The following is a 13,723-nucleotide window of genomic DNA, read 5'->3' as shown; positions in this document are numbered from 1 at the left end:
GGCGCTTCCCCAGCCCCACCCGTACGAAAACCCTTCGCACTCGACCACACACGGAAAGTGACGATAGGGTGCGGCGGCGAACGCATGCGACACTGAGAACGGACCTGTCGGTGAGAGGTGAGCCTCGATGGCGATGCCCGCACGATCCACGGAGGCGCCGATGCAGGCCCGCGAGGCGCGGGCGGCCAGGAGCCCCTGGCGTGTCCCGGGTGAGCTTGAGGTCGAGGAATGGTTCGAGCTCAACACGCAGGCGGACGACGGCAGCCGCTACGAGCTCATCGACGGGAGTCTCATCGTGTCCCCCGCACCACTCCCGATGCACCAGTGGATCGGTGACAACCTCCGCGCGGCCCTTCAGGAGGCCGCGCCCGAGGACCTGGTGGCGATCACTGCGACCGGCCTGCTTCTGGACGGTAAACCTGGGGTGATTCCGGACATCATGGTCGTTGACCGGCAGCCCGTACGCGACGGTGCGTCGGTCATCCGGCCCGAGTGGGTGCGTCTGGTCGTGGAGATCGTTTCGCGGTCCACCACCATGACCGATCGGGTGGTGAAGCCCGCGAAATACGCCGAGGCCGGGATTCCCGGTTTCTGGCGGATCGAGACCCATCCGTTCCGCGGGCAGGCTGACGAGCGGCTTCCTGTCGTCTTCACCTACCGGCTGGGCGAGGACGGCCAGTACCAGCTGATCCACCGGGTGGGGGCGGGCGAGGTGGTGGCCGTGGGCGAGCCGTTCAAGGTGGCGATAGACCCCGAGGCGTTCGCGCGGGTGTGACGGGTGGGCGGACCCGCCACGACGCCCGGACGTCCTAGGACATTGTCCTGTTCGTCTGGGCATATCGGTCGCTAGCCTGAGCCCGATCCAGTGGCCGCGCCGGAGGCGCGCGGAGGCGGGGCGTGCGCCGGGGAGGCGCGCGGAGGAGGCGGGCGGTGCGGCGTACGGCGTGGGCGGTCTGCGCGCTCAGCCTGCTCCTGGTCGCCGTGGCCCTGGTGCTGGGCCACCGGAACGGCGCCGGGGTGTTCGCCCAGAGCCATCTCCTCTACGTCACCGCCTGCGCGCTGGTCGGCGGCCTGATCACCGCGGCCCGCCCGGGCAACGCCGTCGGGTGGCTGATGGCGGCCTGCGGGCTGTGCTTCGCGCTGCTGGACGCGACCGGGCACTACGCGCTCGCCGGGCTGCCGTTCGCGACCCCGATGGCGTGGCCGCAGACGTGGCTGTGGGTGCCCGCCAACCTGTCGGTCGCCGCCGTGCCGGCGTTCTTCCCGTCGGGACGGCCGTCGTCGCCCCGCTGGCGGGCGGCCCTGTGGACGATGGCCGGGGTCTCCGCCGTGATGACGGCGGTGAGCGCCCTCCTGCCCGGCCCCAGCCACCAGGTCGGCTGGGGCACGCCGCTGCCCAACCCCCTCGTGGTGCCCGCGCTCGCCGCCGTCGGCCCGTTCGTCGAGCCGCTGACGACCGCGCTCATGGGCGCGCTGTTCCTCGCGGGCGCGGGCGATCTCGTACGACGGGCCCGGCGCGGCGACGCCGGCGAGCAGGCCCAGCTCAAGTGGCTCGCGTACGCCGCCGGGCTCGCCGGGCTGATCGTCGCGGGCCGGCTGGCCGCGGGGCTCTCCGACGGCGACCCGCGGTCCATCTGGCCGGTCACCAGCGCGTTCTGGGAGGTTATGGGGACGTTCGCGGCCTGCCTGCTGCCTGCCGCCGCCGCGGTCGCGGTACTGCGGCACGGCCTGTTCGACATCGACCTCGTGATCAACCGCACGCTCGTCTACGTGCTGCTGTCGGCCTGCGTGTTCGGCGGCTACGTGCTCGTGGTCACCTACCTCGGCGCGGTGTTCCGCGCGGCGGACGGCCTGCCGGTGTCGGTGGCCGCCGCCGGGGTGGTCGCCGTCGTCTTCGCCCCGCTGCGCGAGCGGCTGCAACGCGCCGTCAACCTCGTGATGTACGGCAGGCGGGACGATCCGTACGCGGCGCTGGCCCTGCTGGGCAGGCGCCTGGAGGAGGCGGCGGAGCCGGGTGCGGTGCTCGCCGCGGCGGCCCGGTCGGTCGCGGAGGCGCTGCGCCTGCCGCACGTCGCGGTCGAGGTCGCCGGCGGGCCGACCCACGCCTACGGCGTGCCCTCCCCCGGTTCCGTACGGCTGCCGCTCGTGCACCGGGGCGAGCCGGTGGGCGACCTGGTCCTGTCCCCGCGCCCGGGTGAGAGCGAACTCGGCGGGAGGGACCGCCGGGTCCTCGCCGACCTCGCCCGGCAGACGGGGATCGCCGTACACGCCGTACGGCTGTCGGCCGACCTGCAGCGCTCGCGCGAACGGCTGGTGGCGGCGCGTGAGGAGGAGCGGCGGCGGCTGCGGCGCGACCTGCACGACGGCCTCGGGCCGACCCTGGCCGCGCTGACCATGCGGGCGGAGGCCGTGCAGGACATGGTGCAGGACATGGTGCGGGACCCGGACGCCCTGGCGATGCTCGAAGAGATCATGACGGACGCCCGCACGGCGATGGCCGACGTACGGACGCTGGTGGAGGGACTGCGGCCGCCGGCCCTCGACACGCTGGGCCTGGCCGGGGCGATCAGGTCGCACGCGGCCCGGCTGCCCGGCGCCGAGGTCGGCGTCGAGATCGAGGGCGCCCTGCCGGCGCTGCCCGCCGCCGTGGAGGTGGCGGCGTACCGGATCGCGGCCGAGGCGCTGGCGAACGCGCGCCGTCACGCCGGGGCCGGGCGGGTGCGCGTACGGCTCGGCATGGCGCGCGGAGGTCACGCGGACGTGCTCGAACTGGAGGTCGCCGACGAGGGCGGCGAGCCGTACACGGCGGACGCGGCGGGCACGGCGGGCACGGCGGACGCGGACGCCGGTGATCCGGCGTCCGCCCGGCCCGGGGTCGGCACGGCGTCGATGCGCGAGCGGGCGGCCGAGCTGGGCGGCACCTGCGACATCGGCCCGCGGCCCGGAGGCGGGACCCGGGTGCTCGCCCGCCTCCCGGTCCACGACACCGCTCCGGACACAGTGCGGGACACCGCCGGGAACACCGCCGGGAACACCGCCCTGAGCACGGCGCGGGACTCAGCCGAGAACCCGACCCGGGTCACCGCGCCGGACACGGCCCGGAACACAGCCCCGGACACGGTGGCGGGCATGCTGCGGGGCTCAGGACGGGACTCGGGACATCACTCGGGACGGGAGGCGGGCGATGGAGCCGATCCGCGTGCTGCTGGTTGACGACCACGCGGCCTTCCGGGCGGGGCTCCGCGCGCTCCTGCGGCCGGTGGAGGAGGTGGAGGTCGCCGATGAAGCGGCCAGCGGTGAGCAGGCCCTCGCCCTCCTGCCCCGCGTGCAGCCCGACGTCGTGCTGATGGACCTCGCCATGCCCGGCATGGGCGGGGTGGCCGCGACCGAGCGCGTCACCAGGAACCATCCGCACGTGCGGGTCCTCGTGCTCAGCATGGCGGACGACGACGACGCGGTCTTCGCGGCGGTGCGCGCGGGCGCGCGGGGATACGTGCTCAAGGGCGCGCGGCGGGCCGAGCTCGTCCGGGCGATCCGGGCCGTGGCCGAGGGCGAGGCGATCTTCGGCCCCGCCCTCGCCGGGCGGCTCATGGGCTACTTCTCCGGCCTCGGCAGGGCGCCCGAGCCCAGCTTCCCCGAGCTCACCCCGCGTGAGCGGGAGATCCTGGGCCTGGTCGCCGGTCACCTGACGAACGGCCAGATCGCGGCCCGGCTCGGGCTGAGCCAGAAGACCGTGCGCAACCACGTGTCCAGCGTCTTCGCGAAGCTGCGCGTGGCCGACCGGGCCGAGGCGATCATGCGGGCCAGGGAGTCGGGCCTCTGACGGGCTCCGCGGCCGCGGGTGCTCAGGCGGCCCGCCAGTCGTCCACCGGCATGCGCAGGATCTTCAGGGCGACCATGCCGAAGGCGGCGAGGTGGAACAGCGACCCGATGGCCTGGACGGCCGGCGGCTGCCCGAGCGTGAGGAACGGCCCGCAGACGCCCGCGAGCGCCGCGACCGGGACCCACCATGGCGCCCGCCGCACCGCCGCCAGGCCCGTCAGGAGCACCAGCAGGCCCACGTGGGTGAGGAACCCCGGCAGCAGGATGCCGTACACGAAGCCGCCGAGCGCGCCCGCCACCTCGGTCACCCGGGCGGCCTGGGCGTCGGGGAGGCTGAGCGCCAGCGCCAGGTCGTAGAAGTCGGTCATGAACAGGCAGGCGGCGGTGACCGCGCCGGTCAGGCCGAGCGCCGCGCCGATGTTGCCGGTGCGCGGCGCGCGGCCGCGCAGCAGATGGGCGAGCCCGAGGATCACCGGGACCAGGCAGGCGGTCGCCCACTGGAACAGCAGCGCGCTGGCCTGCACCTGTACGGGGCTCGCGCGGAACACGGCGGGAGTGTGCTCGGTGCCCGGCGGCGAGGTGACGAAGGCCAGGCCGAGCAGGACGGGCCACACCAGCATGGCCGCCGCCGCGACGGTCTTCCTGAACAGATCCGGATTTTTCAGCATCTGGACTCCTACGCGATCAGAGGGTCGGCAGGAGCCAACCGGGACCGCGTCCCGGGCCGCATGGGCGGGCCGTCCGGACAAACCGGGAGAGATGTCCTGAGCAGCCGGGATGTGATCTGATCGGTACCGGCCCGTTAGTGACGGCGCGACGTTGACCCCCCTACGTTGTTGACCATGACGGAGATCAGTGGTCCCGATCCGCTTGTCAGGCTGGAGGGAGTCAACAAGCACTTCGGTCCCCTGCACGTGCTCCAGGACATCGACCTGAGCGTGGACCGGGGCGAGGTGGTCGTCGTCATCGGCCCGTCCGGCAGCGGCAAGTCCACGCTGTGCCGGGTGCTCAACCGGCTGGAGACCATCGACTCCGGGAGCATCGTCTTCGACGGGCGGGAACTGCCCGCGGAGGGCAGGGCGCTGGCCCGGCTGCGCTCCGAGGTCGGCATGGTGTTCCAGTCCTTCAACCTCTTCGCCCACAAGACGATCCTGGAGAACGTCACACTCGGCCCGACCAGGGTGCGGAAGGTCCCCCGGCAGCAGGCCGAGCAGCGGGGCATGGAACTGCTCGAACGGGTCGGCATCGCCTCGCAGGCGGGGAAGTATCCCGCCCAGCTCTCCGGCGGCCAGCAGCAGCGGACGGCCATCGCCCGCGCGCTGGCGATGGACCCCAAGATGATTCTCTTCGACGAGCCCACCTCGGCCCTCGACCCGGAGATGGTCCAGGAGGTGCTCGACGTGATGGTCGGCCTGGCCAAGGACGGCATGACGATGATGGTCGTCACCCACGAGATGGGCTTCGCCCGCCGTGCGGCCAACCGCATCGTGTTCATGGCCGACGGCCAGATCGTCGAGGAGGGATCGCCCTCGGAGTTCTTCACCCAGCCGAGCACCGAGCGCGCCCGCGACTTCCTCTCCAAGATCCTCACGCACTGATCGTGCCTATGACAGCCCCAGTTCATGACAGTCCCAGCTCACGAAATGCTCCACAAAAGCGAAAGGTGATGCGGATGCGATTCGCAGCCGGCTTGCTCGCGCTCGCCGCCCTGGCCACCGGCCTGACGGCCTGCGGCGGTTCCGGGTCGAGCTCGATCGTCGACAAGGCGAAGGACGACAAGAAGCTCGTGATCGGTGTCAAGATCGATCAGCCGGGCTGGGGACTGAAGAAGCCCGACGGCGGCTTCGCCGGGTTCGACGTCGACGTGGCGAAGTACGTCGCCAAGGAGCTCGGCGTGCCGGAGAGCGGCATCACGTTCAAGGAGGCCCAGTCGGCCAACCGCGAGCCGTTCATCCAGCAGGGCCAGGTCGACATGGTCATCGCGACCTACTCGATCACGGACGAGCGGAAGAAGAAGATCTCCTTCGCCGGGCCGTACCTCGTCACCGGGCAGGACATCCTCGTCCGCGCCGACGACACCTCGATCACCGGGGTCGAGTCGCTCAAGGACAAGAAGGTCTGCGGCGCGCAGGGGTCGTCGTCGCCCAAGCGGCTCGCCGACAAGTTCGGTCCCGACTGGGAGTCCAAGAACCTCACCCAGCAGCAGGGGTACGGTGCCTGCCTGCCGCTGCTGGAGAACAAGCAGGTCGACGCGATCTCCACCGACGCCACGATCCTCGCCGGGTTCGCCGCCCAGTTCCCCGGCAAGTTCAAGCTGGTCGGCCAGCCGTTCAGCGAGGAGAGGTACGGCATCGGCATCAAGCTGGACGACAAGGCCGGCCGCGACGCGATCAACAACGCCATCGAGAAGTTCTTCAAGGACGGAAGCTGGCGCAAGGCCATCGACACGAACCTCGGCGAGTTCGGCAAGTACTTCACGACCCCGCCGTCCGTCGACCGGTACTAGAGCACCGACAGCGGCACTGGAAGGAGGCCGGCGGTGGAGGCCGTCGTCGACGAGCTTCCCGTCATCCTCGGCGCGTTCTGGCTGACGGTGAAGCTCACGGTGGTCAGCGGGCTGATCTCGCTGGTCTGGGGGATCGCGCTGGCCGCCATGCGGGTGAGCCCGCTGCCGGTGCTGCGGGGGGCGGGCGCGCTGTACGTCAACGTGCTGCGCAACACGCCCCTCACACTGATCATCGTGTTCTGCGGCCTCGGCCTCGGCACGGTGATGGACGTCCAGTTCTCCGACAACCTGTCGCTCAACAGCTTCTGGCTGTCGATCATCGGGTTGTCGGCCTACACCTCCGCCTTCGTCTGTGAGGTCGTACGGGCCGGGATCAACACCGTGCCCCTCGGCCAGGCGGAGGCGGCCCGCGCGATCGGCCTGACGTTCCTGCAGACGCTCCGCCTGGTGATCCTCCCCCAGGCGGTGCGCACGGTCATCGCGCCCCTCGGGAGCCTGCTGAACGCGCTGGTCAAGAACACGACGGTCGCCGCGGCGATCGGCGTCATGGAGGCGGCGCTGCGGATGAAGAACCTGTTCGACGCCCACGGAGACGCGATCATTCCCATCTTCCTCGGCTTCGCCGCCGGGTTCGTCGTGCTGACCCTCCCCCTGAACCTGCTGTCCGGTCGGCTGGCCCGGCGCCTGGCGGTGGTCCGATGACCGAGCGCGGCGCCACCGTCCTCTACGACGTCCCGGGCCCGCGCACCCGGCTGCGCAACAACGCGCTGACCCTCGCGTTCGGCGTCGTCCTGCTGCTGGTCGCGTACTTCGTCTGGACGAAGTTCGACGAGAAGGGCCAGTGGGACGGCAAGCTGTGGCAGCCGTTCCTGCGGGCCGACACGTGGACCGAGCTGATCCTGCCCGGGCTGCTCAACACACTGGTCGCCGCGGCGCTCGCCGCGGTGCTCGCGCTGCTGTTCGGGGCCGTGTTCGGCATCGCCCGCCTGTCGGACCACCGCTGGGTGCGGATCGCGGCCGCGGTGGTCGTCGAGGCCTTCCGCGCGGTCCCGGTGCTCATGCTGATCTTCTTCGCCCAGTACGGCGGGAGCCTGGCCGGGCTGGTCGTGACCGAGTTCACGGCCGTGGTCTTCGGTCTCACCGTCTACAACGGGTCCGTCCTGGCCGAGATCGTCCGCGCGGGCATCCTGGCGGTGCCACGCGGCCAGGCCGAGGCGGGCTACGCGATCGGCCTGCGCAAGAACCAGGTGATGCGGATGATCCTGCTGCCGCAGGCGGTGACCGCGATGATGCCCGCGATCGTGAGCCAGCTCGTGGTGCTGCTCAAGGACACCGCGCTCGGGTTCGTCGTGGCGTACGCCGACCTGCTCAACGCGGGCGCCCGCGTCGTGCCGGCCAACTACGCCAACCTGATCCCCTCGGTGATCGTCATCGCCGTGGTCTACATCGCGATCAACCTGGCGCTCGGCTATCTCGCCGCCTGGCTGGAACGGCGCAGCCGGCGCAGCAGGAAGATCACGGCCGACCCGGCCGCCGCCGAACGGGCGGGCGGCGAGGTCGCCTTCGTCCGCTGAGCCCGCGCTCCCGGGTCAAGGGACTTTTGCCGTGTCGCTGCTGGCGGCGGCGCGTACGCGACCTCGATATTGAGCGCGTGTGGCGTGGCCTCGCCGTGATCGGCGTCCTGGCGGCCGGATGCCTCGCGGGGTGCGGGGGCGACGGCAGGCTGGTGATCGGCGTGCGCCCGGGGCAGCCGGGGCTGGTCGCCCGGATGCCCGACGGGCACTTCGGCGGCTTCGACGTCGAGGTCGCGCACTACGTGGCCAGGGCCCTCGGCTACCGCGACGACCAGATCGTCTACACGGCCGACACGGCCCACGCGGACCTCGTCGTCGGTGTCACCGGCCCGGAGCGCTCCCGGCCGGTCGCGGGGCCGTATCTCGTCACCAGCACCGACGTCCTCGTCCGGGCCGACGACCTGTCGATCACGCGGCCCCGCGACCTCGCCCGCAAGCGGGTCTGCGTCACCCGGGAGTCCGCCGGGCCGCTCGTGGCGAGGTTCGGCGCCCGCTGGCGGCAGTTCTTCCTCGCCGAGGCGAACCTGCCCGCCGCCTGCGCGCCGCTGCTCGCCCGTGGCGGCACCGACGCCATCGTGGCCGACGCGCCCGTGCTCGCCGGGCTGTCGGCGCAGTATCCCGGCAGGTTCCGGTTCAGCGGCAGGCCGCTGTCGACCGAGGAGTACGGCATCGCCACCAGCACGGCCGCCCTGCGCGACCAGGTGAACGACGCGCTGCGCCGGATGTTCGAGGACGGCAGCTGGAAGCGGGCCGTCATCGACCAGCTCGGCGTCCTCGCCACCCGCTACACCACTCCCCCGTCGTTGAAGTGGTGACGGGAGGATCGGTGGCGTGCCGGGGGCGGGCTACTCGTTCAGCTTCGCGAGGAGGGCGCGCATGCGGTCGATCTCGATGCGCTGGTCCCCGTCGACGTGGGTGACGAACTGGTTGATCTCCGATTCGCCGCCTCCTCCGTCGCCGAACAGCCGCTCGACCATCGTCAGCGCGCCCATGTGGTGCTGGATCATGTCCTCGTAGAAGAGCCGGTCGAACCGCGCCCCCTTGGCCTGCTCCAGCGCGGCGAACTGCGCCTCGGTGAGCATGCCCGGCATGGGCTCCCCGCCGTGGTCGTGCCCGGTGCCGGAGCCCACGCTGGGCACCTGCTGGAGCCGGGTCCTCAGCCAGCGCACCATCTGGTCGATCTCGTCCTGCTGGGAGATCTCGATCCGCTTCGCGAACCGGGGAAGGTCCTTGCTCTCGCTGCGACCGGCCACGAGCCCGGTCATCCGCAGGGCCTGGGAGTGATGGCGGATCATCCCCTGCATAAACCGCACGTCGGCGTCGGTGTACTCCTGGCCCTCGGAACGCGGCACCTCGCCGGCCGGCAGGACCTTGCTGCCCTGTCCCGGCGCGCCCGGCTGCACGACGTTCACCGCGGGGGCCTGCGCGGCCTTGGGAGTCTCCGTCTTCGCCGTACAGGCACTGATCGCGGTGGCCGCCAGCACGAGCACGAGAAGCCGCCGGTACGGGGTCGAGGAGATCATGGTCGTGCACTCGCTTCAGGGGCTGGGGAGCACCGGGCTAAACCGGGAGTATATGGAGGGGTATAGCACATTCACCCCAAATCCGGTCAGCGGCGGCCGGGGTCAGCCGCAGTTATCGAGCGAATTCGGTGGCGCGGGACTCGCGGACCACGGTGATGCGGATCTGCCCGGGGTAGGTCAGCTCCTCCTCCACCTGCTTGGCGACGTCCCGGGCGATCACCTGGGCCTGGATGTCGTCGACGTTGTCGGGCCGGACCATGACGCGGATCTCCCGGCCCGCCTGCATGGCGAACACCTTGTCCACCCCGTCGTACGACTGGGCGATCTCCTCCAGGCGCTCCAGCCGCTTCACGTACGCCTCCAGGGACTCGCGCCGGGCACCCGGGCGGCTGCCGCTGATCGCGTCGGCGGCCTGGGTGAGGACGGCCTCGACGGTCCTGACCTCCACCTCGTTGTGGTGCGCCTCGATGGCGTGGACGACGTCCTCGTGCTCGCCGTACCGGCGGGCGATCTCCGCGCCGATCATCGCGTGGCTGCCCTCGACCTCGTGCGTGAGCGCCTTGCCGATGTCGTGCAGGAGAGCGCACCGCTTGACGAGGTCACGGTCGAGCCGGAGCTCGGCGGCCATGATCCCGGCGATGTGGGCCGACTCGATCAGGTGCTTGAGCACGTTCTGGCCGTAGGAGGTGCGGTAGCGCAGCTGCCCGAGCAGGGTGACCAGCTCGGGGTGCATCTCCGTGATGCCCAGCTCGACCAGCGCGTCCTCCCCCGCGCGTACGCACAGGTCCAGCACCTCGGCCTTGCTGCGCTCGTGGGCCTCCTCGATGCGCTGGGGGTGGATGCGCCCGTCGAGCACGAGCTTCTCCAACGTCAGCCTGGCCGTCTCCCGGCGAACCGGGTCGAAGCACGACAGAAGCACCGCCTCGGGTGTGTCGTCGATGATCAGGTTGACGCCGGTGGTGGACTCGAAGGCCCGGATGTTGCGGCCCTCGCGGCCGATGATCCGGCCCTTCATCTCGTCGCCGGGGAGGTGGAGGACGCTCACGACCGACTCGGCCGTCTGCTCGGTGGCGACCCGCTGCACGGCGAGGGTCACGATCTTGCAGGCGCGCTTCTCGCCCTCCTTGCGGGCCTCGCTCTCGATCTCCCGGACGATCAGGGCCGCCTCGCGCTTGGCCTGGTTCTCGATCTCCTTGACCAGCTCGGCCCTGGCCTGGTCGGCCGTCAGGCCCGCGACCCGCTCCAGGATCTCCTTGCGCCGTTCGGCCACCCGCTCCAGGTCCTCGCGGCGGTCGGCCAGCTCCGTCTCGGTCTCGGCCAGCTTGCGGGCCCGCTCGGCCTGCCTGCGCGCCTCCTCGTCGAGCCGCTGCTCGCGCTCGGCCAGCCGGTTCTCGCGCCGCTCCAGGTCGGAGCGCAGCTCCTTGAGCTCGTTCTTGAGGAGGCGCGCCTCCTCCTCGACCTCCTTGCGCGTGAGCGCCGCGCTCTCGGCGAGCGACTCGGACTTCTGGAGGATCTCCCCCGCGTCCCGCTCCGCCTTCGTACGGATCTCCTCGGCCTCCTGCCGGGCCCGTTCGAGCTCCTCGTTGACCTCGGCCTTGACCTCGGCGAGCTGCTCGGGCGAGGGACCGGACGGCACGGCGACTCCGCCGGTGCGGCGTACGACTATGACAAGGGCGGCGATCATCACGAGAGCCAGCAGCACCACCGCAACCGCAAGAACGATCACGATCGTGTCCATGCGCGCTCACCCCTATCGCCTCACGACAACCTCATGGCAGGGGTCACACGCGCGCAGCACGGCAGAGCCCGGTGGCTTCACCAGGACAAATATCGTCACATCGCCCGGACACCCCGAAGGGTGACCGATCTGGCCCGAAGGCCGGCCAAAGTCCTCGTCCGTCGTGGTTCACCGTTATGGCAATCCGCGCTGCGCGGAGTAACTCCTCACTGCGGTCGAGATTAAGCGTCAGAGAGGTAACGAGCAAGCAAAGATGGCCTGTCAAGCGACTTTTGCATGGTGCTATAGCTCACTCGAAGCTGTCGGGAAGCCCATCGGAGGGTAAGCCTTCGGCCTCGATCGCCTCCCGGACGATGCGGAACGCCAGGCCGGGTGAGTAGCCCTTGCGGGCCAGCATCCCGACCAGCCGGCGCATGCGCGCCTGCGGCTCCACCCCGCGCGTGCCGGCCAGCTTGCGCTCCACCAGCCTGCGCGCGGTCTCGGTCTCCTCGTCGGGATCGAGCCGCTCCAGGGCGTCCTCAACCGTCTCCTCGGCGACGCCACGCCGCCGCAGCTCCTGCGCCAGCGCGCGGCGGGCCAGGCCTCGCCCGGCGTGCCGGGAGGTCACCCACGCGGCGGCGAACGCCTCGTCGTCGATGAGCCCGACCTCGGAGAACCGCTCCAGCACGGCGGTCGCCGCCTCCTCGGGCACGTCCCGCTTGCTCAGGGCGTCCGCGAGCTGGGCCCGCGTCTTCGGCGCCATCGTCAGTAGCCGCAGGCAGATGGCCCTGGCCACCGCCTCGGGGTCGGCCGGCGGCCCCTCGCTCGCCGCGCTGCCCTCCTGCGGCCCATCGGGCACCCGCCCCCCGGACCGCTCCCGCCGCTTCCTGCCGCGCCCCTGACGCCGGCGCCCGGACCCGGCGGCGGCCGGGCCCGTGTCGTCGCGGTCGGTGTCGTCCCGGCCCCAGAGGTCGAACCCACCAGGGCCGGCGGAGCCGGCAACGGCGCCGGGACTGTCAGCGCCGCCAGAGCTGCCGGGGTCGCCGGAGCTGCCGGGATCGCCGAAGCCGCTGGCTCCGTCCGGGGCTCGCCGTTCACGCCTGCGGATCTGCGCCCGCAGAGCGGCGATCGTCGCGGACGCGTCATCGGCCGAGCCGGCCGGTTCCTCGACCGGCCCCCAGGGGCCCGAGTTCCAGTCTCCCGGCCCGGACTCGCCGTCCGGGCCGGAGGGCTCGTCGCGCCTCATGCCTGCGCTCAGACGTCACCCGGCTTGGGCGCGGCGGCCGCCTTGCTGCCCCGGCCCGACGCGGACGCGGACGCGGTCGCTCGGCCCGACGTGGGCGCGGGCGCGGCGGCCGGAGCGGCGGGAGTCTCGGTCGGCGTGTCGAGCCGGGGCCCGACCCCCAGCTTCTCCTTGATCTTCTTCTCGATCTCGTTGGCGATGTCGGGGTTGTTCTTCAGGAAGTTGCGGGCGTTCTCCTTGCCCTGCCCGAGCTGGTCGCCCTCGTACGTGTACCAGGCGCCCGCCTTCCGCACGAATCCGTGCTCGACACCCATGTCGATCAGGCCACCCTCGCGGGAGATGCCCATGCCGTAGAGGATGTCGAAGTCGGCCTGGCGGAACGGCGGGGCCATCTTGTTCTTGACGACCTTCACCCGGGTCCGGTTGCCGACCGGCTCGGTGCCGTCCTTGAGCGTCTCGATCCGGCGCACGTCCAGCCGCACCGACGCGTAGAACTTGAGCGCCTTGCCACCCGTGGTGGTCTCGGGACTCCCGAACATGACGCCGATCTTCTCGCGGAGCTGGTTGATGAAGATCGCGGTGGTCCGGGTCTGGTTCAGGGCGCCGGCGATCTTGCGCAGCGCCTGCGACATGAGGCGGGCCTGGAGGCCGACGTGGCTGTCGCCCATCTCGCCCTCGATCTCCGCCTTCGGCACGAGGGCCGCCACGGAGTCGATCACGATGATGTCGACGGCGCCGGAGCGGATCAGCATGTCGGCGATCTCGAGGGCCTGCTCACCGGTGTCCGGCTGGGAGACGAGCAGCGCGTCGACGTCGACGCCCAGCTTCTTCGCGTACTCGGGGTCGAGGGCGTGCTCGGCGTCGATGAAGGCGGCGATGCCGCCGCCCCGCTGGGCGTTGGCCACGGCGTGCAGGGCCACCGTCGTCTTACCGGAGGACTCCGGGCCGTACACCTCCACGATCCGGCCCCGGGGGAAGCCGCCGATGCCGAGGGCCACGTCGAGAGCGATGGCGCCGGTGGGGATGACCTCGATCGGGGCACGCGCGTCGTCTCCGAGACGCATGACGCTGCCCTTGCCGAACTGCCGCTCGATTTGCGCGAGGGCGGTCTCAAGGGCCTTCTCGCGGTCGTTGATTGCCATTGGATGCCCCCTGGAGGGTGGTCGTCTGCTCGGTCACCGAAAAGCTACGGGGTGCGACCGACATTTTCTGAGCTTCCCGCACACCGCCCGGAAGGCGGGTGCGGCGGTCCGCCGCGTCCGGGCGCCGCGCGCGGCGCGCACCCCAGGGGCGACCAGACCAATATAGCCGAACGACTGTTCGATCACATGAGGAACC

At 71.5% G+C, this 13,723-nt stretch carries 13 protein-coding genes; 8 read left to right on the top strand and 5 right to left on the bottom strand.

Features of this window, described 5'->3' with window-relative positions:
- Nucleotides 1-127: 127 nt before the first annotated feature.
- The 3 genes from F5972_RS26490 (at nucleotide 128) to F5972_RS26480 (ending at nucleotide 3,823) form a co-directional block, all read left to right on the top strand.
- Nucleotides 128-775 (top strand): Uma2 family endonuclease, encoded by a 648-nt coding sequence (locus tag F5972_RS26490; protein ID WP_150936978.1) that lies wholly within the window; start codon nucleotides 128-130, stop codon nucleotides 773-775.
- A gap of 155 nt (nucleotides 776-930) precedes the next feature.
- A complete protein-coding gene (locus F5972_RS26485; protein WP_150936976.1) occupies nucleotides 931-3,213 on the top strand; it encodes a sensor histidine kinase in 2,283 nt (760 codons plus the stop codon).
- Nucleotides 3,185-3,823, top strand: coding sequence for a response regulator transcription factor (locus F5972_RS26480; RefSeq protein ID WP_150936975.1), 639 nt, complete (start codon nucleotides 3,185-3,187; stop codon nucleotides 3,821-3,823). The genes F5972_RS26485 and F5972_RS26480 overlap by 29 nt, the downstream gene beginning before the upstream one ends.
- A gap of 22 nt (nucleotides 3,824-3,845) precedes the next feature.
- Here the strand turns inward: F5972_RS26480 and F5972_RS26475 are convergent, their stop codons facing one another.
- Complete coding sequence (locus tag F5972_RS26475) at nucleotides 3,846-4,490, bottom strand: hypothetical protein (RefSeq protein WP_150936973.1); 645 nt, start codon at nucleotides 4,488-4,490, stop codon at nucleotides 3,846-3,848.
- A gap of 174 nt (nucleotides 4,491-4,664) precedes the next feature.
- Between F5972_RS26475 and F5972_RS26470 the strand changes: the two genes are divergently transcribed.
- The 5 genes from F5972_RS26470 to F5972_RS26450 all read left to right on the top strand — a co-directional run bounded on the left by F5972_RS26470 (nucleotide 4,665) and on the right by F5972_RS26450 (nucleotide 8,717).
- A complete protein-coding gene (locus tag F5972_RS26470; RefSeq protein WP_150936971.1) occupies nucleotides 4,665-5,420 on the top strand; it encodes an amino acid ABC transporter ATP-binding protein in 756 nt (251 codons plus the stop codon).
- Between the two features lie 68 nt (nucleotides 5,421-5,488).
- Entirely contained in the window at nucleotides 5,489-6,328 is an 840-nt protein-coding gene (locus F5972_RS26465) for a glutamate ABC transporter substrate-binding protein (protein WP_150936969.1), read from the top strand.
- 33 nt (nucleotides 6,329-6,361) lie between these two features.
- Complete coding sequence (locus F5972_RS26460; RefSeq protein ID WP_150936967.1) at nucleotides 6,362-7,030, top strand: amino acid ABC transporter permease; 669 nt, start codon at nucleotides 6,362-6,364, stop codon at nucleotides 7,028-7,030.
- The gene (locus F5972_RS26455) at nucleotides 7,027-7,902 is read left to right on the top strand and encodes an amino acid ABC transporter permease (protein WP_150936965.1); all 876 of its coding nucleotides are present in this window, start codon (nucleotides 7,027-7,029) and stop codon (nucleotides 7,900-7,902) included. The genes F5972_RS26460 and F5972_RS26455 overlap by 4 nt, the downstream gene beginning before the upstream one ends.
- A 77-nt stretch (nucleotides 7,903-7,979) precedes the next feature.
- The gene (locus tag F5972_RS26450; protein ID WP_150936964.1) at nucleotides 7,980-8,717 is read left to right on the top strand and encodes a transporter substrate-binding domain-containing protein; all 738 of its coding nucleotides are present in this window, start codon (nucleotides 7,980-7,982) and stop codon (nucleotides 8,715-8,717) included.
- Nucleotides 8,718-8,747: 30 nt separating this feature from the next.
- On the opposite strand, the gene F5972_RS26445 is transcribed toward F5972_RS26450, so the two are convergent.
- From F5972_RS26445 to recA, 4 genes are all read right to left on the bottom strand, one after another.
- Nucleotides 8,748-9,425: a DUF305 domain-containing protein gene (locus tag F5972_RS26445; RefSeq protein ID WP_150936962.1), complete on the bottom strand. Its 678-nt coding sequence runs from the start codon at nucleotides 9,423-9,425 to the stop codon at nucleotides 8,748-8,750.
- 112 nt (nucleotides 9,426-9,537) lie between these two features.
- Nucleotides 9,538-11,163 carry a ribonuclease Y gene (rny, locus tag F5972_RS26440; RefSeq protein WP_150936960.1) on the bottom strand — a complete coding sequence of 542 codons (1,626 nt, stop codon included), beginning with the start codon at nucleotides 11,161-11,163 and terminating at the stop codon, nucleotides 9,538-9,540.
- A gap of 289 nt (nucleotides 11,164-11,452) precedes the next feature.
- On the bottom strand, nucleotides 11,453-12,388 hold the full coding sequence (gene recX / locus F5972_RS26435) for a recombination regulator RecX (protein ID WP_150936958.1): 936 nt from the start codon (nucleotides 12,386-12,388) through the stop codon (nucleotides 11,453-11,455).
- Nucleotides 12,389-12,396: 8 nt separating this feature from the next.
- A complete protein-coding gene (gene recA / locus F5972_RS26430; protein WP_150936956.1) occupies nucleotides 12,397-13,527 on the bottom strand; it encodes a recombinase RecA in 1,131 nt (376 codons plus the stop codon).
- Nucleotides 13,528-13,723 lie beyond the last annotated feature (196 nt).

It is taken from the genome of Microbispora cellulosiformans, from assembly GCF_008728085.1.
GTDB lineage: Bacteria > Actinomycetota > Actinomycetes > Streptosporangiales > Streptosporangiaceae > Microbispora > Microbispora amethystogenes.
The sequence above is the reverse complement of the archived record's forward strand: the minus strand, read 5'-3'. Positions and strand labels throughout refer to the sequence as shown.